This is a genomic window from Streptomyces olivochromogenes (genome assembly GCF_021538895.1).
Taxonomy (GTDB): domain Bacteria; phylum Actinomycetota; class Actinomycetes; order Streptomycetales; family Streptomycetaceae; genus Streptomyces; species Streptomyces olivochromogenes_A.
The window spans coordinates 19,745-42,185 of record NZ_JADDRL010000084.1; the positions used below are offsets into that span (position 1 = coordinate 19,745).

The 22,441-nt window shown below is 72.5% G+C and carries 23 protein-coding genes; 11 read left to right on the top strand and 12 right to left on the bottom strand.

Translation table 11 applies throughout. The features are described from left to right. Positions 1–3: 3 nt before the first annotated feature. Genes IPZ69_RS32925 through IPZ69_RS32935 form a run of 3 tightly spaced genes read right to left on the bottom strand, consistent with a single transcriptional unit; the run spans position 4 to position 3,472 of the window. Positions 4–354 carry a UBP-type zinc finger domain-containing protein gene (locus tag IPZ69_RS32925; RefSeq protein ID WP_235458327.1) on the bottom strand — a complete coding sequence of 117 codons (351 nt, stop codon included), beginning with the start codon at positions 352–354 and terminating at the stop codon, positions 4–6. Then, entirely contained in the window at positions 351–1,799 is a 1,449-nt protein-coding gene (locus IPZ69_RS32930; RefSeq protein WP_235458328.1) for an ATP-binding protein, read from the bottom strand. Before IPZ69_RS32930 ends, IPZ69_RS32925 begins: the two co-directional genes overlap by 4 nt. Beyond that, positions 1,796–3,472, bottom strand: coding sequence for an FAD-dependent oxidoreductase (locus IPZ69_RS32935; RefSeq protein WP_235458329.1), 1,677 nt, complete (start codon positions 3,470–3,472; stop codon positions 1,796–1,798). The genes IPZ69_RS32930 and IPZ69_RS32935 overlap by 4 nt, the downstream gene beginning before the upstream one ends. A gap of 268 nt (positions 3,473–3,740) precedes the next feature. Between IPZ69_RS32935 and IPZ69_RS32940 the strand changes: the two genes are divergently transcribed. Then, entirely contained in the window at positions 3,741–4,613 is an 873-nt protein-coding gene (locus IPZ69_RS32940) for a universal stress protein (protein WP_235458330.1), read from the top strand. A gap of 1 nt (position 4,614) precedes the next feature. Here the strand turns inward: IPZ69_RS32940 and IPZ69_RS32945 are convergent, their stop codons facing one another. From IPZ69_RS32945 to IPZ69_RS32955, 3 genes are all read right to left on the bottom strand, one after another. Beyond that, positions 4,615–5,850, bottom strand: a complete 1,236-nt coding sequence (locus IPZ69_RS32945; RefSeq protein ID WP_235458331.1) for a DUF4032 domain-containing protein — start codon at positions 5,848–5,850, stop codon at positions 4,615–4,617. Positions 5,851–5,880: 30 nt separating this feature from the next. Further along, positions 5,881–6,627, bottom strand: coding sequence for an MBL fold metallo-hydrolase (locus tag IPZ69_RS32950; RefSeq protein WP_235458332.1), 747 nt, complete (start codon positions 6,625–6,627; stop codon positions 5,881–5,883). 85 nt (positions 6,628–6,712) lie between these two features. Continuing rightward, positions 6,713–7,345, bottom strand: a complete 633-nt coding sequence (locus IPZ69_RS32955; protein WP_235458333.1) for an alpha-ketoglutarate-dependent dioxygenase AlkB — start codon at positions 7,343–7,345, stop codon at positions 6,713–6,715. 126 nt (positions 7,346–7,471) lie between these two features. Between IPZ69_RS32955 and IPZ69_RS32960 the strand changes: the two genes are divergently transcribed. Then, positions 7,472–8,092 (top strand): TetR/AcrR family transcriptional regulator, encoded by a 621-nt coding sequence (locus IPZ69_RS32960; protein WP_235458334.1) that lies wholly within the window; start codon positions 7,472–7,474, stop codon positions 8,090–8,092. Between the two features lie 46 nt (positions 8,093–8,138). Next, positions 8,139–9,812, top strand: coding sequence for an FAD-binding dehydrogenase (locus IPZ69_RS32965; protein WP_235458335.1), 1,674 nt, complete (start codon positions 8,139–8,141; stop codon positions 9,810–9,812). A gap of 1 nt (position 9,813) precedes the next feature. On the opposite strand, the gene IPZ69_RS32970 is transcribed toward IPZ69_RS32965, so the two are convergent. Further along, entirely contained in the window at positions 9,814–10,164 is a 351-nt protein-coding gene (locus IPZ69_RS32970; RefSeq protein ID WP_235458336.1) for a DUF488 domain-containing protein, read from the bottom strand. Between the two features lie 191 nt (positions 10,165–10,355). Between IPZ69_RS32970 and IPZ69_RS32975 the strand changes: the two genes are divergently transcribed. From IPZ69_RS32975 to IPZ69_RS32990, 4 genes are read left to right on the top strand one after another with little or no spacing between them, the layout of a single operon-like run. Further along, positions 10,356–11,783 carry a M1 family metallopeptidase gene (locus tag IPZ69_RS32975; RefSeq protein WP_235458337.1) on the top strand — a complete coding sequence of 476 codons (1,428 nt, stop codon included), beginning with the start codon at positions 10,356–10,358 and terminating at the stop codon, positions 11,781–11,783. A gap of 56 nt (positions 11,784–11,839) precedes the next feature. Continuing rightward, on the top strand, positions 11,840–12,580 hold the full coding sequence (locus tag IPZ69_RS32980) for a hypothetical protein (RefSeq protein WP_235458338.1): 741 nt from the start codon (positions 11,840–11,842) through the stop codon (positions 12,578–12,580). A gap of 19 nt (positions 12,581–12,599) precedes the next feature. Then, on the top strand, positions 12,600–13,307 hold the full coding sequence (locus tag IPZ69_RS32985) for a response regulator transcription factor (RefSeq protein WP_235458339.1): 708 nt from the start codon (positions 12,600–12,602) through the stop codon (positions 13,305–13,307). Beyond that, positions 13,304–15,133 (top strand): sensor histidine kinase, encoded by a 1,830-nt coding sequence (locus IPZ69_RS32990; protein WP_235458340.1) that lies wholly within the window; start codon positions 13,304–13,306, stop codon positions 15,131–15,133. The genes IPZ69_RS32985 and IPZ69_RS32990 overlap by 4 nt, the downstream gene beginning before the upstream one ends. 17 nt (positions 15,134–15,150) lie before the next feature. Here the strand turns inward: IPZ69_RS32990 and IPZ69_RS32995 are convergent, their stop codons facing one another. Together IPZ69_RS32995 and IPZ69_RS33000 are read right to left on the bottom strand one after the other, a co-directional pair. Continuing rightward, a complete protein-coding gene (locus IPZ69_RS32995) occupies positions 15,151–15,399 on the bottom strand; it encodes a WhiB family transcriptional regulator (RefSeq protein WP_235458341.1) in 249 nt (82 codons plus the stop codon). A 116-nt stretch (positions 15,400–15,515) separates the two neighbouring features. Further along, entirely contained in the window at positions 15,516–16,736 is a 1,221-nt protein-coding gene (locus tag IPZ69_RS33000; protein ID WP_235458342.1) for a saccharopine dehydrogenase family protein, read from the bottom strand. 117 nt (positions 16,737–16,853) lie between these two features. Here IPZ69_RS33000 and IPZ69_RS33005 point away from each other — a divergent pair, with 117 nt between their 5' ends. Further along, positions 16,854–17,564, top strand: a complete 711-nt coding sequence (locus IPZ69_RS33005) for a TetR/AcrR family transcriptional regulator (protein WP_235458343.1) — start codon at positions 16,854–16,856, stop codon at positions 17,562–17,564. 64 nt (positions 17,565–17,628) lie between these two features. Here IPZ69_RS33005 and IPZ69_RS33010 read toward each other — a convergent pair whose 3' ends face one another. Then, positions 17,629–18,528: a LysR family transcriptional regulator ArgP gene (locus tag IPZ69_RS33010; RefSeq protein WP_235458344.1), complete on the bottom strand. Its 900-nt coding sequence runs from the start codon at positions 18,526–18,528 to the stop codon at positions 17,629–17,631. Positions 18,529–18,627: 99 nt separating this feature from the next. Between IPZ69_RS33010 and IPZ69_RS33015 the strand changes: the two genes are divergently transcribed. Next, positions 18,628–19,242, top strand: a complete 615-nt coding sequence (locus tag IPZ69_RS33015) for a LysE/ArgO family amino acid transporter (RefSeq protein WP_235458345.1) — start codon at positions 18,628–18,630, stop codon at positions 19,240–19,242. A gap of 96 nt (positions 19,243–19,338) precedes the next feature. Next, on the top strand, positions 19,339–20,646 hold the full coding sequence (locus tag IPZ69_RS33020; protein WP_235458346.1) for an MFS transporter: 1,308 nt from the start codon (positions 19,339–19,341) through the stop codon (positions 20,644–20,646). A 4-nt stretch (positions 20,647–20,650) separates the two neighbouring features. On the opposite strand, the gene IPZ69_RS33025 is transcribed toward IPZ69_RS33020, so the two are convergent. Both IPZ69_RS33025 and IPZ69_RS33030 read right to left on the bottom strand, forming a co-directional pair. After that, complete coding sequence (locus IPZ69_RS33025) at positions 20,651–21,106, bottom strand: Crp/Fnr family transcriptional regulator (protein WP_235458347.1); 456 nt, start codon at positions 21,104–21,106, stop codon at positions 20,651–20,653. A 257-nt stretch (positions 21,107–21,363) separates the two neighbouring features. Then, the gene (locus IPZ69_RS33030; protein WP_235458348.1) at positions 21,364–21,603 is read right to left on the bottom strand and encodes a hypothetical protein; all 240 of its coding nucleotides are present in this window, start codon (positions 21,601–21,603) and stop codon (positions 21,364–21,366) included. Positions 21,604–21,785: 182 nt separating this feature from the next. On the opposite strand from IPZ69_RS33030, the gene IPZ69_RS33035 reads away from it, so the two are divergent. Further along, positions 21,786–22,226, top strand: a complete 441-nt coding sequence (locus tag IPZ69_RS33035) for an ATP-binding protein (RefSeq protein WP_235458349.1) — start codon at positions 21,786–21,788, stop codon at positions 22,224–22,226. The last annotated feature ends 215 nt before the right edge of the window (positions 22,227–22,441 follow it).

Genomic DNA, 22,441 nt, shown 5'->3' on the forward strand with positions numbered 1-22,441 from the left:
CGTTCAGCGCAGCGTCTCCGCCCAGTTCACCGGCACCCGTCCCGCCGGTCCCGGGGTGGGCTGGTCCGCCGGGTGGCAGTCCGGGGCGGCCAGTTCCGGCCCGTTGTCGAACAACTCGTTGGTCTCGTAGTTCCAGAACCACTGCTCACCCGGTTCGAAGCTGCGGATGAACGGGTGGCCCGTCTCCCGGTAGTGGGCGGTGGCGTGCTTGGCGGGGGAGTCGTCGCAGCAGCCGATGTGCCCGCACTGCGCGCAGCGCCGCAGATGGAACCACCAGCCGCCGGCCGCGTCGCACTCCGGACAGCCGGTACCACTCGGCGGGACGCTGGGGTCGATGCCGGCCTCGCTGCTCATACTGCCTCCTCGGATGCTTCCGCGGTCAGGGGGAGCAGGACCTGGAAGCGGGTGTCGCCGGGCACCGACTCGACCTTCAGGCTGCCGTGGTGCTTGTTGACGACGATCCGCCAGGAGATGTCCAGGCCCAGCCCGGTGCCCTGGCCCACCGGTTTGGTCGTGAAGAAGGGGTCGAAGATGCGGTCCCGGATCTCCGGCGCGACGCCCGGCCCGGTGTCGCGGAACTCGACCAGGACCCGCTCGTGGTCCAGGGCGGTCCGCACCGTCAACGTGCCGTCCCCGTCGGTGCTCCGCATGGCCGCGACCGCGTTGTCGATGAGGTTCGTCCACACCTGGTTGAGCTCCGCCGGGTAGGCCGGGACCGCCGGGAGCGTGCGGTCGTAGTCCTTGACGACGTGGATGCGCTGCCCGATCTTGCCGGACAGCATCAGCAGCGTGCTGTCGAGGAGTTCGTGCACGTCCACCACCCGGTAGGGCGCCCGGTCCAGCTGCGAGTACTGCTTGGCCGCGTCGACCAGGTGCGAGATGCGGGTGGTGGAGTCCTCGATCTCGTTCATCAACAGCTCGGTCTCGACGGTGTAGTTGAGCCAGCCGACGGCCCCCGGCAGGATCTCCTCGTCCACCGCCGCCGCGACCTGCTCCAGCCAGTCGATGTCGAGACCTGCCTGCACGAAGGTCGGCGCGAGCTGCCAGCCGTGGTCCATGCCGTGGTCCTCGAACCAGTCGGTGAGGGCGTCCTCACGGTCCGAGGCCTCCAGCGGACTGAGCGCGGGTGCCTTGGCGACCCGCTCGGCCGTGCGCTCCTGGATCTCCATGAGCTGCGCCAACACCTCGCGCGAGAACGGCCCTTCGGCGATGACGGCCAGCTTGCGCCGCATCTTGGCGACCCGTTCGCGCAGCGTCGAGGTGGCCCGTACGGCCGCCGCGGCGGGGTTGTTGAGCTCATGGGTGAGACCGGCCGACAACGAGCCGAGCGCCAGCAGGCGTTCCCGCTGCCCGATCGCGGCCTGGGTGCTCTTGACGCCGAAGAAGAGCCCCTCCAGCAGGTGGACCGCCATGGGGAACCACTCCTGCATGATGTCCGCGAACGTGTCCGCGGGCAGCACGAAGAAGCGGGTCGGCACGGTGACCCGCATGGAGTTGTTGTAGACCTGCAGCACCCGGTCACCGAGATAGGCCTGCATGGCTCCCGCGTACACCCCGGGCTGGGAGGTCCGGCTGACCTCCACGTCGTCGCCGCCGACCCGGCGCGAGAGCACCACGGTGCCCTCGACCATCACGAAGAAGCAGGTGGCCGGATCACCCTCGGTGTACACCGGCCCGGGCTCGAACAGCTCGACCCGCCCCGCACCGCACAGGCGGCCCTTCTGCTGCGGGCTCAGCTTCTCGAACAGGAACAGCGAGCCGATCTCCTGCGGGCTGCACGGCACCAACCGCCCGCTCATGACTGCTCCAGGTAACGGTGGACGAGCATCACGGCCATGGCTCCCTCTCCGACGGCGGACGCGACACGCTTGGCGGACTCGGCGCGCGCGTCGCCCGCCACGAACACGCCGGGAATGCTGGTCTCCAGGTGGTACGGCGGCCGGTCCAGCTCCCAGCTCACCGGCGGCCGCCCGTCCGCGCTGAGGTCGGGCCCGGCGAGGATGAACCCGCGCTCGTCGCGCAGCACCGTCTCGCCCAGCCAGTCGGTGAGCGGGGCCGCGCCGATGAACACGAACATCCACTGCGCGTCGACGCGTTCGCTCTCGCCGGACACCGCGTGGCGCAGCGTCAGCTGCTCCAGGTGTTCGCCGCCGTGCGCCGCTTCGACGACCGTGTGGGCCCGCACCGAGATGTTGGGCGACTCGTTGATCTGCTGGATCAGGTAGTACGACATCGACACCGACAGGTCCGCCCCGCGCACCAGCAGCGTCACGGACTTGGCGGTCCGGGACAGGTACATCGCCGCCTGGCCCGCCGAGTTGGCGCCGCCCACGATGTACACGTCGTGTCCCCGGCAGGCGTTCGCCTCGGTCAGCGCGGAGCCGTAGAACACCCCGCACCCGGTCAGGTCGTGGCAGCCGTCGGCCTCCAACTGCCGGTACTGCACACCGGTCGCCAGGATCACGCTGTGCGCCGCCACCGCCGACCCGTCCGCGAACCGCACGACCCGTGCCGCGCCGTTCACCTCCAGGCCGACGACCTCGCGCGTGGTGAGGATCTCGGCGCCGAACCGGGTCGCCTGCCGACGGGCCCGCTCGGCGAGCTGTGCACCCGAGACACCGTCGGGGAAGCCCAGGTAGTTCTCGATCCGGGAACTCTGCCCGGCCTGCCCGCCGGTCGCCGAGCGCTCCACCAGGACGGTCCGCAGACCCTCCGAGGCGCCGTACACCGCCGCGCCGAGCCCGGCCGGGCCGCCGCCGATGACGACGAGGTCGTAGAACTCGGCGGTGGGCGTCGTCGCCAGGCCCACCCGCGCGGCCAGTTCGGGGGCCTCCGGCTCGATCAGGGTCGTGCCGTCCGGGGTGATCACCAGCGGCAGCCGCTGACCGTCCTGCTCGGCGGCGGACAGCAGCCGCTGCCCCTCCGGCTCCTCGACCGAGTACCAGCGGTAGGGCACCTGGTTGCGGGCGAGGAACTCACGCACGTCCGAGGAGCGCGCCGACCAGCGGTGTCCGACCACCTTGGTGCTGGGCACCGGCCGGTAGTCGCTGCACCGCCACGCCTCCAGCAGGTCGTCCACCACCGGATAGAGCTTCTCCTCCGGCGGGTCCCACGGCTTGAGCAGATAGTGGTCGAGATCGATGACGTTGATCGCGTCGATGGCCGCGTTCGTGTCCGCGTACGCGGTCAGCAGCACCCGCCGCGCACCGGGGTACACGTCCAGGGCCTGTTCCAGGAATTCGATGCCGTTCATCTGCGGCATGCGGTAGTCGGCCAGGATCACGGCCACGAGGTCGCCGCGCAGCTTCAGCTCGCGCAGCGCCTCCAGCGCGGACTCGCCGGACTCCGCGCGCACGATCCGGTACGACTCGCCGTAGCGCCGCCTGAGGTCGCGGGCGACGGCACGGGAGACTCCCGGGTCGTCGTCCACGGTCAAGATGACGGTCCGCGCTGCGTCGGCGGCCTGTGCCATACGTCTCCCACCCCGAGCGGTCGATTCACGGGACGGTGTCGCCGTCGTCACCGCACCGGTTCCCGCCCATCGTATGTTCGATCGACCGGGTTCGCTCCGGTGAGCCGGGGACGGTGCGCGCAGAGGCAAGATCCCGGCGGACGGTGCACGGGCGGGCACCGTTCCCGGCGCCCGCGCGGCGACGATCTTCCTCGGCCCCCGCGGCACCGGGCACCGCGGCGTGGTGAAGACTGGGCCCGCGGACAGGCGACGACGAGGAGGGCCGCACATGGCACGCCCGATCACGGTGGGGGTCGACGGTACGGAGGAGAGCCTCGCGGCACTGGCGTGGGCGGGGCGGGAGGCCGTCCGCAGAGGGCTGCCGCTGCGTGTGGTGCACGCCTGGCGCTTCCACGCGTACGAGACGGCCCCCGCCGCGGACCGCGACACGCAGCACCAGTGGGTGTCGGACGGGCTGACGGAGGCCGTGCGGACGGTCACCGAGCGCCACCCGGTGCTGGTGGTGTCCCTCGACGTCGTCGAGGGACATGCCGCACAGACACTGGCCGGCGCGGCGGCCGACGCGGAGATGCTGGTGCTCGGTTCGCGCGGGCACGGGGCCGTCGTCGGATTCCTGCTGGGCTCGGTCGGACAGCATGTGATCGCCGAGGCCACCCGGCCGGTGGTGCTGGTGCGGGCCGGGGACCGGCCGTCCGCGGAGGCCGGCGGGCGCGAGGTGGTCGTGGGCCAGCAGGGCGGCCCCGAGGACAGCGCCGCCGCGCTGCGCTTCGCGTTCGAGACGGCGGCGGCCCGCCGCGCCACGGTCCGGGCCGTGCGGGCCTGGACCCTGCCGCCCGTCTTCGCCTACAGCCCCGCCTCGCTGAAGCTCCTCGACGACGCCGGCGGCCTGGAGCCGTTCGAGAAGACGGCCCTCGCCGAGGCGCTGAGGCCGTGGCGGGAGCGCTTCCCCGACGTGCCCGTCGCCGAGCAGGTGGAGATGGGCAGCGCGAGCCAGGTGCTGCTGTCGGTGGCCGAGCGGGCCCAGCTGATGGTCGTGGGCCGCCGCGCGCACCACACGGCGGTCGGCGCCCGGATCGGCTCGGTCGCGCACGGGATGCTGCACCACGCGGCCTGCCCGGTGGCCGTGGTCCCGCACGACTGACCTACTCGGGCGCGGTCGGCTCCAAGGTCGTCCGCGCCCGGGGCAGGACCTGGGCGATGTAGGCCTCGACCGCCGTGTCGAGGCCGATGTCGTGCTGGGCGCGCTCGGACAGGTACCAGCGGTGTTCGAGCAGCTCGTGGTAGATCTCGGCGGGGTCCATGGAGCCGCGCAGGTCGTGCGGCACGGCGCGCACGGTCGGCCGGAACACGTCCCGGACCCAGCGGTGGGCCAGCACCTCGGGGCGGGCCGCGAGGGGGTCGCCGGGCGCGTAGTCGTCCTGGGTGGCCATCCAGGACTCCAGGTCGTTCAGCAGCCGCCGGGCCTGGTTCTCCTCGGTGTCCAGGCCGGTCAGGCGCAGCAACTGGCGCTGGTGGTGGCCCGCGTCGACGACCTTCGGCACGAAGGTGACCGTGTCGCCGCCCGAGGACCGCTCGATCTGCATCTCGGCGACGTCGAAACCGAGTTCGTTGAGCCGCCGTATCCGGCGCTCGATGTAGTGGTACTTGCCCGCCGGATAGACGGAGGTGCGGGTCAGCTCCTGCCACAGCCCCTGGTACCGGGCGCAGATCTCGGTGCCGAACTCGATCGGGTCGACCGAGGGGTGCAGCGCGCCCGACGCCTCCAGGTCCAGCAGTTCGCCGCTGATGTTCACGCGCGCGAGGTCGAGGTCGTACTCCCGCTGCCCGGGGCTGAGCCGTGGGTGGAGGTCGCCGGTCTCCGCGTCCACCAGGTAGGCGGCGTACGCGCCCGCGTCCCGCCGGAACAGCGTGTTGGACAGCGAGCAGTCGCCCCACGCGAACCCGGCCAGATGCAGCCGCACCAGCAGGACCGCCAGGGCGTCCATCAGGCGGTGCATGGTCGCCGGGCGCATGGTCGTCTCGAACATCGAGCGGTACGGCATCGAGCCGCCCAGATGCCGTGTGACCAGCACGGACTCCAGCGGGGCACCCGCGCCGTCGGTCCGCCCGGTGAGCACGGCCAGCGGGTCCACGGCCGGGATGCCGAGCCGGTCCAGGTCGCGCAGCAGCTCGTACTCGCGCAGCGCGGGCCGCTCCGCGAGTTCCTTGACGGCGATGACCTCGCTGCCGGCGCGGGCGTAGCGCACCACGTGCCGGGAGATGCCGCGGGGGAGCGGCACGAGGTACTCCTCGGGCCACTCCTCCAGGGGCACGTCCCAGGGCAGTTCGAGCAGGAGCGCGGGATGCTCCGGGTTGGTGGCGCTGATCTGCAAGGCCATGGGACGAACCCTAAGGCCGGTTCCCGGGGTTCACAGAGCCCGTTCCCGCGCCTGCTGGGCGGCGGCCCGGACCGAACCGCGGTGCACCGGTCCGTGGCCGGGCAGCAGGAGGTCGCCGTCGAGGCGCTCGATCAGTTCCAGGGAGGCCACCGCGCGGGCCCGCTCGTGGTGGAACATGTCGGGCAGCAGCTGCGGTCCCGCCAGCCGGGAGGTGGGGTGGCCGCTGACCAGGGCGTCGCCGGAGATGACCAGCCCTGCGTCGGGCAGATGGAAGACGCAGTGGCCGTCGGTGTGGCCGGGCGTGTGCACCGGCACGGGGCGGCCCGGCAGATCGAGCGCGCCCGCACCGGGGAACGCCTCGGGAGCGGAGACCGGATGCTGCTGCGTGCCGCCCGAGCGCAGGGCGTGCACCATCCACGGCAGGACTCCCGGGCGCCACGCGTTGCGCAGCACCTCGCCCACGGACACCTGCTGCAGGAAGTCCCGGCGGGCGTGCGGCACTTCGGCCTCGTGCAGGTAGACCGGCGTGTCGTAGGTGCGGCGCAGGTACTCGGCCGAGCCGAGGTGGTCGTTGTGCGCGTGCGTGATCAGCACGGCCGTGACCGCCTCCGGCGAACCGCCCACCGCGGCCAGCGAGTCGAGGACCGCCTGCCGGTCGCCGGGATAGCCCGTGTCCACCAGCGTGAGTTCGTCCCCGTCCTTGAGGATCACCCAGTTGGTGTTGCTGCCGTGCACCAGGTAGGTGCCGTCCGTGACCTGGCGTACGTCTGCCCGCATGACCTTCCCGAGTCCTGAGCCCTGTTCGACGGGGGACAGCCAATCAGATGTCCCCGGTCCCATGGAAGGAGGGGCTTTTGGACACTCACCGTACGCCCTGCGGACGGAACTGCACGCTGACGCGCGGACCCGTGGCGCGCGCGGACTTGGGGACGCAGTGTTCCCAGCTCCGCTGGCAGGAGCCGCCCATCACGATCAGGTCGCCGTGCCCGAGCGGCCGCCGGACCGCGGCGGCGCCCCCGTGCGCCGGCCGCAGCAGCAGATCGCGGGGCGCGCCGACCGAGAGGATCGCGACCATCGTGTCCTCGCGGGCGCCGCGCCCGATCCGGTCGCCGTGCCAGGCCACGCTGTCCCGGCCGTCGCGGTAGTAGCACAGCCCGGCGGTGGTGAACGGTTCGCCCAGCTCGTCGGCGTAGTGGCGGGAGAGCGCGGCGCGGGCCTCGACGAGCACGGGGTGCGGGAGCGGGTCGTCAGCGCCGTAGTGGGCGAGCAGCCGCGGTACGTCCACGACGTTGTCGTACATGGTGCGGCGCTCGGCGCGCCACGGCACGTCCGAGGCCAGCTGTTCGAACAGGGCGTCGGCGCCGCTCAGCCAGCCGGGCAGCTCGTCGATCCACGCGCCGGAGCCCAGCTCGGTCCGCCGCAGCCCGGCGAGGGAGCCGAGGCGCAGTTCGTCGCTCTGGTCGAACAGGGAGCCCTGGAGGTGGTGCGTGGCCATGTCGCCAGCGTACCCCTTAATCGAAAATGTGTTCCATTCTGCGATCTTGCCCTCCATGGCCTCGCCGAACTCTTTCGATACATCGATGTATCGGATACAGTCGCGCATCGAACGGAGGGCGTGACCATGGAGGAGACGGCCAAGCGCGTCACCAGGCGCCGGGTGAGGACGCGGGCCAGGCTGCTCGACGCCGCGTTCACCGTGTTCGCCGCCAAGGGCTTCGGCCGGGTCTCGATCGAGGAGGTCTGCGAGGCCGCCGGCTTCAGCAGGGGCGCCTTCTACTCGAACTTCGCCACCCTGGACGAGCTGTTCTTCGCCCTCTACCGGGAGCGCGCCGACCTCATCGCCGAGCAGGTGTCCGACGCCCTCGGTCTCGACGGTCCCGACCTGGACGTACCGGCCTCCGTGGACCGGGTCACCGAGGTGCTGCTGCTCGATGTCGACTGGCTGCTGGTGAAGACCGACTTCCTGGTGCACGCCGCCCGCGACCCGGCCGTCGCGCAGGCGCTGCTCGACCACCGCGCGCGCCTGCGACAGGCGATCGCCGACCGGCTCTCCCGGGCCAAGGGACACACCGAACTCCCCGCCGTCCTGGGCGACGTCGACGGTGCCGCCCACGCCGTGGTCGCCGCGTACGACGGCGTCACCACCCAACTGCTGCTCGACTGGGACGTCGACGCCGCTCGCGGCTGGCTCAAACAGCTGCTCACCGCGCTGCTGACCGACGGCAGCGGCACCCCCGGATAACCACCTCCGCAAGTCAACTCCCGTATGGGGAAGGGAAACGGTCGCCATGGACGCGGACGTCATCGTCGTCGGAGCGGGCCTCGCGGGCCTGGTCGCGGCGCACGAACTCACCAGCCGGGGCAGGCGCGTCGCCCTGGTCGACCAGGAGAACGCCGCCAACCTCGGCGGGCAGGCGTTCTGGTCCCTCGGCGGGCTCTTCCTCGTCGACTCGCCCGAGCAGCGCCGCCTCGGCATCAAGGACTCCTTCGACCTGGCCTGGAACGACTGGCAGGGCAGCGCCCAGTTCGACCGGGTCGAGGACGAGGACTCCTGGGCGGTGCGCTGGGCCCGCGCCTACGTCGAGTTCGCGGCGGGGGAGAAGCGGTCCTGGCTGGAGGGCCACGGCATCTCCCTGCTGCCCACGGTCGGTTGGGCCGAACGCGGCGACCTGCGCGCGGACGGGCACGGCAACTCCGTACCGCGCTTCCACATCGCCTGGGGCACCGGCACGGGAGTCGTGGAGCCGTTCGCCGAGTACGCCAAGCAGGCCGCCCGCGACGGACTGCTCACCTTCCACCACCGCCACCGGGTGGACGAACTGGTCGTCGAGGACGGTTCGGCGCGCGGAGTGCGCGGCACGGTCCTCGCCGCCGACGACTCTCCGCGCGGCGTGTCCTCCAACCGCGACCCGATCGGCGACTTCGAACTCACCGCACAGGCCGTGATCGTCACCAGCGGCGGCATCGGCGCCAACCACGACATCGTCCGCCGCTCCTGGCCCGAGCGGCTCGGCTCGCCCCCCAGGCAGATGGTCACGGGCGTTCCGGCCTACGTCGACGGGCGGATGCTCGACATCAGTGCCGAGGCGGGCGTACGGCTCGTCAACCGGGACCGCATGTGGCACTACACCGAGGGCCTGCAGAACTGGGACCCCATCTGGCCCGGCCACGGCATCCGCATCCTGCCCGGCCCGTCCTCGATCTGGCTCGACGCCCTGGGCCGCCGGCTGCCCGACCCATGCCTGCCGGGCTACGACACCCTGGGCACCCTGCGGCACCTGCGCACCACCGAGGACCTCGCGGACCACGACCACTCGTGGTTCGTCCTCACCCGGAAGATCATCGAGAAGGAGTTCGCGCTCTCCGGCTCCGAGCAGAACCCGGACATCACCGCCAAGGACCGCAAGGCGGTGCTGCGCGACCGGCTGCTCGGCAAGGGCGCCCCCGCGCCGGTGCAGGCCTTCGTGCGCAACGGCGCGGACTTCGTGACCGCGGAGAACCTGGAGCGGCTCGTCGAGAAGATGAACGGCCTCACGGACAAGCCCCTGCTCGACGCGGCCGAGGTGCGCCGCCAGATCGAGGCCCGCGACCTGCAGATGGCCAACCCGTACAGCAAGGACTCCCAGATCCAGGGCATCCGCAACGCCCGCCGCTACATCGGCGACCGTCTCGGCCGGGTCGCCACCCCGCACCGCATCCTCGACCCGGCGGCCGGACCGCTGATCGGCGTCAAGCTGCACGTCCTCACCCGCAAGACCCTCGGCGGCATCCAGACCGACCTGGACTCGCGCGCCCTGGGCGCCGACGGACAGCCCGTCGGCGGGCTGTACGCGGCCGGCGAGGTGGCCGGCTTCGGCGGCGGCGGTGTGCACGGCTACAACGCCCTGGAGGGCACGTTCCTCGGCGGCTGCCTCTTCTCGGGACGCGCGGCGGGACGGGCGGCGGCGCGGCAGACGGGCTGAGTCAGTCGCCGAGCAGCCCGGCCAGCACCGAGGCGTGACTCTCCTCGGGGTTCTTGGACGCGGTGAGCAGGGTCACCGTCTGGGTGCGGGCCGACTCCCGCAGGCCGTCGAGGAGTTCGGCGGCCTCGGGGTCGGCGAGCTCCGCCTCGTACCGGCCGCGGAACTCCTCGTAGGAGCCCTCGCCCGCGTGGTACCACTTGCGCAGTTCGGTCGACGGGGTGAGGGCCTTGGGCCACTGGTCGACATGCGCCGCGTCCTTGGACACGCCGCGCGGCCACAGCCGGTCGACCAGGACGCGCAGGCCGTCCTCCGGCTCGGGCGGTTCATAGATCCGGCGCAGGCGGACGGTCATGCTCGGGCCTCCGTCGATGGGCGGATGGGGTCCGGGCAGCGTACGCCGTCGGCCCGGCGCCCTGACCGTTTCCGATCGACGACGCGGCGTAACTTGACCTGAACGAGGGGGATTTTGGGCAACATAGCCGCCTAGTCTGTGGACTGGATGATCATTAATGTCGATCATCGGCCACCCCCCAAGGAGCGCACGTGACATCAGACCGACAGCAGGCCGTCGGACGACGCACCGCCGTCCTCCGCCGCGAGGCGGTCCTCGCCACCGTCCCCGTCGCCGTGGCGGCACTGCTCGGAGCCGCGGGACCGGCCGCGGCCGGGACGAACGGATCCGCCGGCGTGGGCGACCCGTACTACCGGCTCGCCGGCAACGGCGGCTACCACGTCCACCACTACGGTCTGACGCTCCGCTACGACACCACCACCCGGCGCCTCGACGGCACGGCGGTCCTCACCGCCCACGCCACCCAGCGCCTGACCCGCTTCGACCTCGACCTCAAGGGGCTGAAGGTCACGCGCGTCACCGTCGACGGCGCGGCGGCCGGCGTGCGCCGCGACGGCCAGGAACTCGTCGTCACCCCGCACCGCGCCCTGCACAAGGGCCAGGACTTCCGCGTGCGGGTCGCCTACCACGGCACCCCCAAGCCGGTCACCGACCCCGACGGCTCCTCCGACGGGTGGATCCCCACCGACGACGGGGCGTTCGTGGCCGGCGAGCCGCAGGGCGCGATGAGCTGGTTCCCGGCGAACAACCACCCCAAGGACAAGTCCTCGTACGACTTCACGATCACCGTCCCCAAGGGGCGGACCGCCGTCGCCAACGGTGTCTTCATGGGGCAGCACACCGCGCACGGCCGGACCACCTTCCGCTGGCAGCAGACCCAGCCCATGGCCGCCTACCTGGCCACGGCGACCGTCGGCAAGTTCAAGGTCGAGCAGTACACGACCCGCGACGGCATCCGTGTGTACAACGCCGTCGACCCGCGCGAGGCGAGCGCCGCCGCGCCCGTCCTCAAGAAGCTGCCCTCCGTCCTGGAATGGGAGAGCAAGCTCTTCGGGCCCTACCCGTTCCGCGCCGCCGGGTCGATCGTCGACCGGGCTCCGGACGTCGGTTTCGCCCTGGAGACCCAGAGCCGCCCCCTCTACGACTCGGCGCCCGACCTGGCCACCCTCGTCCACGAGAACGCGCACCAGTGGTTCGGTGACTCCGTCTCCCTCACCACCTGGAAGGACATCTGGCTCAACGAGGGCTTCGCCACCTACGCCGAGTGGCTCTACAGCGAGCAGCACGGCGGCCCCAGCGCCCAGAAGACCTTCGACGCGCTCTACGCCCGCCCGGCGCACGACGGCCTGTGGGCCTACCCGCCCGGCAACCCCGGCAACGGTGCCAACCTCTTCGGCACCCCGGTCTACGCCCGCGGCGCCATGACCCTGCACGAACTGCGCCGCGCCGTCGGCGACCAGGCGTTCTTCCGCATCCTGCGCGGCTGGGCGACGGCACACCGCGACGACCACGGCACCACCGCCCAGTTCGTGAAGCTGGCCGAGCGCGAGTCCGGCAAGGACCTCGACGGACTGTTCCGGACTTGGCTGTACACATCGGGGAAGCCGAACCGGGTCTAGACGAACAGGCTCCGGAACCTGACAGGTTCCTCACATGTGTCGGTGAGAGTCGCATCATGATCCGTCGCAGAACCGCCGTCGCGCTCCTGGGCGCGCCCCTGTTGCTCAGTGGCTGTGGCGGCGGTGCCGCGGCGTCGCCGCGCCGGGCGCCCGCCGGCCGCCCGGCGCGGACGTCCGCGCCGGCCCCGGAGGCGACCGTCGAGGCCGCTCCTGCGGGGATATCCGGCCTCGGACCCGAGACATCGGCCGCGATACCCGGCCGCACGCGCCAAGCCGTCGTGGTGAGCGGACGCGGCAGGAACTCCCCGGTGTCCACGGTCGCCCTGCACGAGCGCACCGCCACCGGCTGGCAGGCGGGCCCGAAGTGGCCCGGGCACAACGCGCTGCGCGGCTGGAGCGCCCACCACCGAAGCGGCGACCTGCGCACGCCGCTTGGCGTCTACGGCCTCACCGACGCCGGCGGCCTGCTCCGCGACCCCGGCACCCGGCTGCCGTACGACCGCTCGACCGGCTTCTCCTCACTCGGCACCGGCTTCGAAGGAGAGCCGCTGTCCGGGGCGTTCGACTATGTGATCGCCATCAACTACAACCGGAGGCCGGGCACGTCCCCCCTGGACTGGACCCGCCCCCTCGGCGCGCGCCGCGGCGGCGGCATCTGGCTCCACGTCGACCACGGCGGCCCCACCCACGGCTGCGTCGGCATCGCGAGGGCCCCTATGAAAGACCTGCTCCTGGCCCTGGACCTGGACCGGCACCCCGTCGTCGTCATGGGGTACGCCGACTGGCTCGCCCGCTGAGCCGCTTAGGATCCGCCCCGTGTGCGCACATGTGCTGGTCGCCGAGGACGACGAGATGCAGGCCGAACTCATCCGCCGCTCCCTGCTGGCGGAGGGCCACACCGCCACCGTCGTCCACGACGGCCCGGCCGCCCTGGACGCGGCCCGCAGACTGCGGCCCGACCTCGTGGTCCTCGACCTGATGCTGCCCGTGATCGACGGGTTCGGCGTGTGCCGGGTGCTGCGCGGCGGCGCCGAGGACGACGCCGACATCCCCGTGCTGATGCTCACCGCCCGCGCCGAGGAGGACGACGTCCTGCTCGGCCTGGAGCTCGGTGCGGACGACTACATGACCAAGCCGTACAGCCCGCGCGAACTGATGGCCCGTATCCGCACCGTGCTGCGGCGCAGCGGGCGCGCCGCGACCGTGCGGGAGGAACCCGTCGTGCGCGCCGGGGCGATCACCGTCGATCCGGCACGGCACGAGGTGCGCTGCGCGGGAGTGCCGGTGGAGTGCACCCCCGCCGAGTTCCAGATCCTGCTGGCCATGGCCGGGGAACCGGACCGGGTCTTCACCCGGCCGCAACTGCTGCGCTGCACCCACGGCTTCGACCGGTCCTCCACCGAACGGGCCGTCGACGTCCACATCATGAACCTGCGCCGCAAGATCGAGGCCGACCCGCGCCGTCCCGTCCGGCTGGTCACCGTGTTCGGCGTCGGCTACAAGCTCACCGGCGGCCGCGGATGAAGCGCCGGATACCCCTGCGCAAGCGGCTGCTCGTCCGGCTGCTGATCGCCTCGGCGCTGATCGCGGTGTGCTCCGTGGCCGCGACGGCGTGGCTGGCCGTGGCGACCACCACCCGCGCCCTGAAGGAGGAGCAGGGCCAGGACCTCGCCGCCGACACGAACATCCTCTCCCGGCTCAGCGGGTACGCCGCGACCCACCCCGACTGGAAGGGCGTCGAGAAGACGGTCCGCGCCCTGGCCGCGAAGACCGGCCGGCGCATCGCCCTGACCACCGCGGACCGCAGCCTCGTCGCCGACTCGGCCCGCGTCCGTACGCCGCTGCCGCCCCGGCCCGCCGCCACCATCGACCCCCTGCACACCGACACCTACACCGAGTCCGGGGCGCAGCTCAGCGGCATCGACCCGCGCGCGGTGGGCCCGTACCGGCTGACGACGCGGGAGCGCGAACGGCTGGTCGCGGTGGCCGGGAAACAGCGGCAGTGCTTCGACCGGCAGGGCATCCAGGTCACCGTCGACCTCACCCCGAGCGGACGGCCGGTCCTCACCAACCCGGACGGTACGGACGCCTCCGGCTTCGTCGGCGAGGAGTGCGGCTACTCGCCCCTGAGCGCACCCACCGCGACCGAGCGGAAGGCACTGGACGCACTGACCCGTCAGACCCGCGCCTGCCTGGTCCGGGAGGGACTGGAACCCGGCGCGCCGCTCTACCTCGCGTTCGACCCCACCGCGAAGCACCCGCTGGGCCGGTTCGCCATCGCCAAGTACGTCAAGGCGAACGACAAGGAGGCACTCGCGACGGCACAGCGCTGCGTCGACAGCGCCCGCCGTGCCCAACTCGCGCCCTACGTCGCCCCGGTCGCCGAACTGTTCCTCGGCATCGGGGACCGGACCGCGCCCCGCTTCGACATGTCCCCGGCCAACAAGGCCAAGGTGGTCGGCGCGGCCGGGCTGGTCCTCGCCGTCACCGTCGCCGTCACGGCCGTGGTCGCGACCCGGCTCGTACGACCGCTGCGCGCCCTGACCGCGGCCGCCCAGCAACCGCCGGAACTCCATGTGCGGGTCCCGGTGACCACGCGGGACGAGACCGGCATCCTCGCGGAGGCCTTCAACGACCTGACGGAGCGCCGCGCGCGCCTGGAAGCCCAGCGCAAGGCGATGGTCAGCGACATCGCCCACGAACTGCGCAGCCCGCTCACCAACATCCGCGGCTGGCTGGAGGTGACCCGGGACGGCGTGGTCGACCCGGATCCCGTGCTGCTGGACTCGCTGCACGACGAGGCGCTGGTGCTCCAGCGCGTCATCGACGACCTCCAGGACCTCGCCGCCGCCGACGCGGGCACCCTGCGCCTGCACCGCGAGCCGGTCCGCGCCGACGACCTCCTCGATCAGGTCACCGCCGCCCACCGGGTCGCCGCCGACGCGGCCGGGGTGACCCTGCGCACCGAGACGGGCGACGCCTGCTGGCTGGACGCCGACCCGGTGCGGATGCGGCAGGCGCTCGGCAACCTGGTCTCCAACGCGCTGCGGCACACACCCGCCGACGGCACGGTCACCCTGGCCGCCCGCCCCGACGGCGACCGGGTCGAGTTCACCGTCGCCGACACCGGCACCGGCATCGCGCCCGAGGACCTGCCGCACGTCTTCGAACGGTTCTGGCGCGCGGAGAAGTCCCGCAGCCGCCGCACCGGAGGCAGCGGCCTGGGCCTGCCCATCGTCCGCCACCTGGTCGCCGCCCATGGCGGCAGGGCCGAGGCGGCGAGCGAGCCGGGAGGGGGAGCGGTGTTCACCCTGAGGCTGCCCAGGGCGACGCCCCCACAGGACGGTTGAGGGCGGCACCCGGCCGGTCAGCGGTGTCGTCGCGCCGCCACGCGCCGGCTCAGGGCACGCCGTTCCGATTCCGTCGTGCCGCCCCAGATGCCGATGGACTGCCCCGTCTCCAGAGCCCATTCCAGGCACCGCTCCTTGACCTCGCAGCACGCGCAGACCGCCTTGGCCCGCTCCACCTGGACCATCGACGGGCCGGTGGTGCCGATCGGGAAGAAGAGGTCGGGGTCCGTACGGCGGCACGCTGCCCGCTCGCGCCAGTTGCCCATGGAAGATCACCTGCGATCGATGTCGTCCGCGCCCTTGCACATGTCTAACGCGAGTTCGGGTGACCGTCGACCCGCCCGCCAAACGGCCAGGTATCGGACAATCGGCGGACAGGTGCTCACTGCTCGCGCAGGCCCCAGGGCGAGCCGTAGGCCGACAGCAGGTCCAGGAACGGGCGGGCCGGGAACGCCTCCGGGCCGAGGACGCCCGCGCCCGACCAGGCGCCGGTGGCCAGGAGTTCGAGCGCGACGACCGGGTTCACGGCCGTCTGCCACACCACCGCCTGGCAGCCGTACTCCGCCATCGACCACTGGTTGTCGACCACGTGGTAGAGGTACACCTCGCGCGGCGCGCCGTCCTTCGTGCCGCGCACCCAGGTACCCGCGCAGGTCTTGCCGCGCATGCGCTCGCCCAGCGTCGCCGGGTCGGGCAGGCAGGCGGCGACCACGTCCCGGGGCGACACCGCGACCGGTCCCGCGGCGCCGGGCACTGTCACCGGCTCGGTCCGGTCCAGACCCAGCAGGTGGAGCGTCTTGAGGGTCTCGATGAACTCCCCTCCCAGGCCGTACTTGAAGGTGACCCGCCGCGCGTCGACCCAGCGCGGCACCAGCAGCACCTCCTCGTGCTCCACGTTCACGCACTCCACCGGGCCGATGCCCTCGGGGAAGTCGAACACCTCCGGCTCGCTGAAGGGCGTGGTGGTGAACCAGCCCCGCCCGGACTCGTAGACCACGGGTGGGTTCAGGCACTCCTCGATGGTGGTCCAGATGTTGAAGGACGGCGCGAAGTCGTGCCCGTCGACGGTGAGGTTCGCGCCGTCGCGGATGCCGATCTCCTCGATCTCGTCGAAGAGTTCGTCGGCCGCGTACCGGGCGAACACGTCGGACAGGCCCGGTTCCACGCCCATGCCGACGAGCGCGAGCGCGCCCGCCTTCTCCCAGTTGGAGGCCACCGCGAACTGCTCGTCGCCCAGCTTCACCCCGCACTCCTCGTACGGTCGCTCGGGGTGCGGCCGCGACAGGGACATCGCCATGTCGAGGTAGCCGGCGCCCGCCGCCCCCGCCGCCCGGAACAGGGGCATGACGAACCGGGGGTCGGTCGCGTTGAGCAGGACGTCGCACCCGTGCCGGTCGAGCAGGGCGGCGACGGCGGCCTCGTCGCCCGCGTCCACGCGCTCGGCGCGGAACCGGGAGCCCTCGGCGCCGAGGGCCGCGACCGCCGCCTCGGCCCGCCCGAGGTCGTAGTCGGCGACCACCATCAGGTCGAAGAACGGACGCCGGGCCGCGATCCGGGTGATGGCGGTGCCCACACCACCGGCTCCCACGAGCAGCACACGCATGGCGAAACTCTCTCTCAGTCGAACTCGAAGTCGGGGAAAAGGCGCGCCTTGGGCCGAGATACAACGCCGTGGCGTCACGTAAGGTCAATGGCGTTGGCATAAGAAGGAGGCGGGACCGTGCCGAAACCGGTGGTGCCCGAGGACAAGCGGCGGCGGCGCCGTCCCACCAAGAGCGGCACCGTGCTGTCCGAGCGTCTGATCGTCCGGACGGCGCTGCGCATGCTGCGCGAACACGGCAGCGGCGGGCTGACCGCGCGCCGCCTGGGCCTGGCCCTGGACTGCGACCCGAGCACCCTGTACCGCTACTTCCGCGGCATGGACGACCTGACCCTGGCCATCGGGGACGCGCTCATCGCGCAGGCGCTGCTCGGCTGGGAGCCGACGGGACAGTGGCGGGCGGACCTGCGGGCGATCGGGCTGCGCATCCACAGCGCGTACGTCGCGCATCCGCAGGCCGCGCTGCTGACCGCGAACCGGGTCAGCGGCCGATCCCATGAACTGGCCGCCGACGAGGCCGTGTTGAACGTGCTGCGCACGGCCGGGTTCCCGCTGCCGGACACGGTGCGCGTCTACCACGCCTTCATCGACCAGACGCTGGCCTTCGCCGCGCTCGACGCCGCGTCCCTGGCCCTGCCGAGCGCCTCCCAGCGCGCCGACGACGCCAAGTGGAGCTCGACCTACGCCCGCCTCCCGCACAGCACCCACCCGCGCATCGCCGAGGCGGCCCCGCTCCTGGCCACCCGCATGCTCACCAGCGCCTATCCGACGGCCCTGGACATGCTCCTGGACAGCGCGCACGACAGCCTTCGGGCGGCCACGGGCGGGTGAACCGAGGGGGGTGCCGGCCGTGAGCGCGCGCATCGGGGCGCCGCCCGCCACGAGCCTGCCGTCGTCACCCCCGCAGCGTCTGCGCCGCCGTCGCCGTCACCGCCTCGGCCACCGCCGCCAGCGCGGGGGAGTCGAGCCGCCACTGCTGCCAGTACAGGGGGACGTCGACCGCGCGGTCGGGCGCGAGGTGGACGAGGCGGCCCGCGCGCAGCAGCGGCTCGGCCTGGGCCTGCGGCACCATGCCCCAGCCGAGGCCCGCGGCGACGGCCTCGGCGTAGCCCTCCGAGGTCGGCACGTAGTGCCGCAGCGCGCTCGCGGTGCCGCGGCCCCCCGACAGGGAGCGCACGAAGCCGTCCTGGATGTCGTCCCGCCGGTCGAAGACCACCACGGGCGCCTCGGCGAGCGCCTCCGGCAGCGGCCCGCCCAGCTGTGCCTCGGCGAAGACGGGGTTCGCCACCGGGAGGTAGCGCATCCGGCCCAGCGCGCGCACCGAGCAGCCCGGCACCGGATCCGCCGACGAGGTCACCGCGGCCATCACCAGCCCCTCCCGCAGCAGCGCCGCCGTGTGGTCCTCGTCCTCGCGCCGCAGCTCGAAGCAGAGCCGCGGCTCCTGCGCCACGCGTGTGAGCGCCCCGAGGAACCAGGTCGCCAGCGAGTCCGCGTTCACCGCCACCGACACCCGCGTCGGCTCCCCGGCACCGCTGATGCCGAGCTCGCCGCGCGCGTCGCGCTCCAGCCGGGCCAGCTGCCGGGCGAACCGCACCAGCACCTCGCCGGACTCCGTGGGCCGCACCGGCTTCGTGCGCTGCAGCAGTACCCGGCCCGTGCGCCGCTCCAGCGCCTTCACCCGCTGGCTGACCGCCGACGGCGTCAGGTGCAGGGCGGCGGCCGCCGCGTCGAACGTGCCCTCGTCCACCACGGCCAGCAGCGTCCGCACCTGGTCGAGCGGAAGCTCCGACATCATCCGCGGCCTCCCCTCGTCATCGGGAGTCATCAGGAGCGCTAATGGTACGTAAAAATCTTTAGCTGTACGTACGGTGATCCCTTGCCTAGCGTCAAGGGCATGTCCAACGCCCTGACCGCCGCGGTCGCCGGATTCGGCACCGGCCTCTCCCTGATCGTCGCCATCGGCGCCCAGAACGCCTTCGTCCTGCGCCAGGGCATCCGCCGCGACGCGGTCCTCGCCGTCGTCGGGATCTGCGCCCTGTCGGACGCCCTGCTCATCTGCCTGGGCGTCGGCGGCGTCGGCGCGGTCGTGGTGGCATGGCCGGGGGCGCTGACCGCCGTCGGGCTGATCGGCGGGGCCTTCCTGCTCGGCTACGGCGTCCTCGCCGCCCGCCGGGTCCTGGGGCCCGGCACCGGCCTGCGGACCGAGGGCGAGGCCGCCGGGTCCCGCAGGCAGGCGGTGCTCACCTGCCTGGCGATGACCTGGCTCAATCCGCACGTCTACCTGGACACCGTGTTCCTGCTCGGCTCGCTCGCCGCTGACCGCGGCGCGCTGCGCTGGACCTTCGGCCTGGGCGCCGCGGTCGCCAGCCTGTGCTGGTTCACCGCGCTCGGCTTCGGCGCCCGGCTGCTCGGCCGCTTCCTTGCCAAGCCGTCCGCCTGGCGCGTCCTGGACGGTCTGGTCGCCGCGACGATGATCGCCCTGGGCATCACGCTCGTCGCCGGATCCTGAGGCGGTCGGGCCCTGGCGGAAACGGGTTCAGCGGTCGCAGGAGTTGGTGCCATAGTGAAGCCCGATCGAAAGTTGTAGCGACCAACCAGGAAGCCCGTGGACACCAGCGAGAGCACCGGCAGCAGCACCGAAGCGCCGTCCGACGACCCCGCCCCGCCGGCACCCGCCCGGCGGGGCTGGCGCCGCTGGGCGATGGACACCCGCCCCCTGCGCCGCCCCGCCTACCGCCGTCTGTGGACCTCCACCATCGTCACCTCGGTCGGCAGCCAGCTCACCGCCGTGGCCGTCCCCAAGCAGATCTACGACATCACGCACTCCTCGGCCTGGGTCGGCTACGCGAGCCTCGCCGGCCTCGTGCCCATGGTGGTGTTCGCCCTGTGGGGCGGGGCCGTAGCGGACACCGTGGACCGCCGCAAGCTGCTGCTGGTCACCAACGGCGGCATAGCCGTCACCTCGCTCCTGTTCTGGGCGCAGGCCGCCGGCGGGCTGGACTCCGTCGCCGTCCTGATGGTGCTGCTCGCGATGCAGCAGGCGTTCTTCGGCCTCAACGCCCCGGCGCGCAACGCCTCCATCGCCCGGCTGGTGCCCGCGGAGGAACTGGCCGCCGCGGGCGCCCTCGGCTCGACGGTCATGCAGACCGGCCTGGTGGCGGGGCCCCTGCTGGCCGGTGCGCTGATCCCGGTCATCGGCCTGCCCGAGCTGTATCTCATCGACGCGCTGGCCCTGTGCGTGACGGTGTGGGCCGTCTTCCGGCTCCCCGCGCTGCCGCCGCTGGGCGAGGCGTCGGCCCGCCGCGCCGGATGGCGGGAGATCGCGGCCGGGTTCCGCTACATCTCGCTGCACAAGGTGCTGCTGCTGTCCTTCCTCGCCGACATCGTCGCCATGGTCCTCGGCATGCCCCGCGCGCTGTTCCCGCAGCTGGCCGCCGAGACCTACGCCCCGTACGGGGAAGGGCTCGCGCTCGGCGTGCTGTTCGCCGGGATACCGGTCGGCGCGGTGATCGGCGGCCTGTTCTCCGGCACGTTCTCGCGGGCGCGCCGGCACGGCTGGATGGTGATCGGCTCCGTGGTCGGCTGGGGCGTGGCCGTCGCCGGGGTGGGCCTGAGCCGCAACCTCTGGATCGCCTTCGCCTTCCTCACCGCAGCCGGGGTCGCCGACATGGTCTCCATGGTCTTCCGCGGGGCGATCCTGCTGTCCGCGGCCACCGACGAGATGCGCGGCCGGATGCAGGGCGTGTTCACGGTCGTCGTCGCGGGCGGGCCGCGGCTGGCCGACGTGCTGCACGGCACGGCGGGCTCCGCGTTCGGGCCGCGCGCCGCCGTCACCGCCGGCGGCCTGCTGGTGGTGGTCGTCATGCTGGGCCTAGCGGCGGCGATGCCGGCCCTGCGCCGCTACCGCGTCTGAGGCCCTACACGGGCCTGCGCCGGCCCGTCGTGTACTGGTCCATCAGCTTGCCGCGCGTCATCTCCAGCCGGTTGGCGAGGATCTCGGCGACGGTCCGTACCAGCGACAGCCCGAGCAGCGGATCCTCCACGGACAGCCCCAGCACCGCCGCCGCGTCGAACTCGTAGGCGCGCACGGGGGAGAACGCCACCGCGCCGAAGTCCCAGGTGTACGGCGGGAAGAGCCAGGACCAGCCGAGCAGATCGCCCGCGCCCAGGCTGGCCACGGTCACCCGCTGATGGGAGGTGACCTGCTGGTCGAGGTTGACCGCGCCGGAACGGATCACCCAGAAGCGGTCGGCCGTGCCGCCCGCCTCGAAGATCCGGGTGTCCTCCGGGAAGGAGACCTCCTGGGCCAGCTCCATCAGACGCTCGCGCTGCACTTGCGGAAGGGCGGTCAGCAGTTTTATCGCTTTGGTCATGGCGCAGGGCTCCTCGCCGGCGGGGGGTTCCGGTGTTTTCCCTACGCCCATTTCAGCCGCTGGCGCCGCCCCGAGCACCTCGGGGGAGGCGAGATCCTCCGGATTTCCTTCGGAGGGCATGAAAAAGCCCTGGCTGGACGGGGGAGACCAGCCAGGGCCGTCAGCGGTGGTGCAGGGAGGACCTGGGCGTCGACTCCATGACCTCGTATGGATGAACGCTAAACCATCCGGCGGGATTCCGGGTAATCGAGAGCGGGTCAAGTGACCGGTTTCACTCCGACCTCCCCCTCGTGCCCGCCCGGGACCACGATCTCGTCCAGCACGCGCAGCACCGCCTCGTACGCCGTCGCGCGCACGAGCGCCTCCCGCGCCCCGACCGGATCGGCCGTCCGCAGGTCCTCCTCGCGCTCCCGCCAGGCCCGCTGCTCCGCCCTCGCGTAGGTCCGGCCCCGCTGGATGCGCCGCAACAACTCGTCTGAGTCCACGACATCGGTCATACCGTCCGCGTACCCCGCAATCGCCGCACCGAAGGGTCCGTTCCGGGGGTTTGGCGGCGCGCGCAGGGGTGAGCCGAAGAGAGAGACCCGCGGTTCCCCCGGGCTCCGCCGGGTCGGTCTCTGTTCTCACTCCCCTCGGGGGTTCTCACTTCCCTCGGGGTGACCGTTCGAGGAGCGAAGGGATGCGTGAGCAACACAAGACCGAGTCCACCGCCGCACCGCGGGAAGCTCACCGGCTCCTGCCGGGCCGACCGGCCGACGCGCGCAGAGCCGTGCTCAGCGCCGTGGCCGAGGGGTGCCGCGCCCGCGCCGTCCCCTGTGACGCCGACGCCCTGGAGGACGCCCTCCTCGTCGTCTCCGAACTGACCACCAACGCCATCCTGCACGGCGGCGGCCTCACCGGCTTCGACGTCGACGTGGACGTCGACGCCCACGGCGTACGCGTCTCGGTGTGCGACAGCAGCCGCGAACTCCCGGTGGCCGCCCCGCCCGTGGACGACCAGGGCCGCTCACGGGTGGGCGGCCGGGGCTGGCGGATCGTGTGCCTGCTGGCGCGCGACGTCCAAGTGGCCGGCCTGCCGTGCGGCGGCAAGCGCATCACGGCCGTCGTCCCCCTCGGCTGAATCCGCCTCCGGAATCCGTCTGCCCGGCCGCGTTTGTTCCCCGGACGCAGGGGCAGACGGAATCTCGTGCTTCGGACCGGAGGCGCGCCCAGCGGGAGTAGTACGACTGCTTCGGGCCCTCCAGGCGATCCGGGCGGTCCTCCCGCGGCAATCCCTGTGACCCCGCAGTTCAGGAGCGATTCCGCATGCTCACCGACCTGTCCACGAGCCGAACC

Coding starts and splice junctions, on each gene's coding strand:
- IPZ69_RS32925 (WP_235458327.1), bottom strand. CDS start 354: ATGAGCAGCGAGGCCGGCATCGACCCCAGCGTCCCGCCGAGTGGTACC.
- IPZ69_RS32930 (WP_235458328.1), bottom strand. CDS start 1,799: ATGAGCGGGCGGTTGGTGCCGTGCAGCCCGCAGGAGATCGGCTCGCTG.
- IPZ69_RS32935 (WP_235458329.1), bottom strand. CDS start 3,472: ATGGCACAGGCCGCCGACGCAGCGCGGACCGTCATCTTGACCGTGGAC.
- IPZ69_RS32940 (WP_235458330.1), top strand. CDS start 3,741: ATGGCACGCCCGATCACGGTGGGGGTCGACGGTACGGAGGAGAGCCTC.
- IPZ69_RS32945 (WP_235458331.1), bottom strand. CDS start 5,850: ATGGCCTTGCAGATCAGCGCCACCAACCCGGAGCATCCCGCGCTCCTG.
- IPZ69_RS32950 (WP_235458332.1), bottom strand. CDS start 6,627: ATGCGGGCAGACGTACGCCAGGTCACGGACGGCACCTACCTGGTGCAC.
- IPZ69_RS32955 (WP_235458333.1), bottom strand. CDS start 7,345: ATGGCCACGCACCACCTCCAGGGCTCCCTGTTCGACCAGAGCGACGAA.
- IPZ69_RS32960 (WP_235458334.1), top strand. CDS start 7,472: ATGGAGGAGACGGCCAAGCGCGTCACCAGGCGCCGGGTGAGGACGCGG.
- IPZ69_RS32965 (WP_235458335.1), top strand. CDS start 8,139: ATGGACGCGGACGTCATCGTCGTCGGAGCGGGCCTCGCGGGCCTGGTC.
- IPZ69_RS32970 (WP_235458336.1), bottom strand. CDS start 10,164: ATGACCGTCCGCCTGCGCCGGATCTATGAACCGCCCGAGCCGGAGGAC.
- IPZ69_RS32980 (WP_235458338.1), top strand. CDS start 11,840: ATGATCCGTCGCAGAACCGCCGTCGCGCTCCTGGGCGCGCCCCTGTTG.
- IPZ69_RS32990 (WP_235458340.1), top strand. CDS start 13,304: ATGAAGCGCCGGATACCCCTGCGCAAGCGGCTGCTCGTCCGGCTGCTG.
- IPZ69_RS32995 (WP_235458341.1), bottom strand. CDS start 15,399: ATGGGCAACTGGCGCGAGCGGGCAGCGTGCCGCCGTACGGACCCCGAC.
- IPZ69_RS33000 (WP_235458342.1), bottom strand. CDS start 16,736: ATGCGTGTGCTGCTCGTGGGAGCCGGTGGTGTGGGCACCGCCATCACC.
- IPZ69_RS33010 (WP_235458344.1), bottom strand. CDS start 18,528: ATGATGTCGGAGCTTCCGCTCGACCAGGTGCGGACGCTGCTGGCCGTG.
- IPZ69_RS33015 (WP_235458345.1), top strand. CDS start 18,628: ATGTCCAACGCCCTGACCGCCGCGGTCGCCGGATTCGGCACCGGCCTC.
- IPZ69_RS33025 (WP_235458347.1), bottom strand. CDS start 21,106: ATGACCAAAGCGATAAAACTGCTGACCGCCCTTCCGCAAGTGCAGCGC.
- IPZ69_RS33030 (WP_235458348.1), bottom strand. CDS start 21,603: ATGACCGATGTCGTGGACTCAGACGAGTTGTTGCGGCGCATCCAGCGG.
- IPZ69_RS33035 (WP_235458349.1), top strand. CDS start 21,786: ATGCGTGAGCAACACAAGACCGAGTCCACCGCCGCACCGCGGGAAGCT.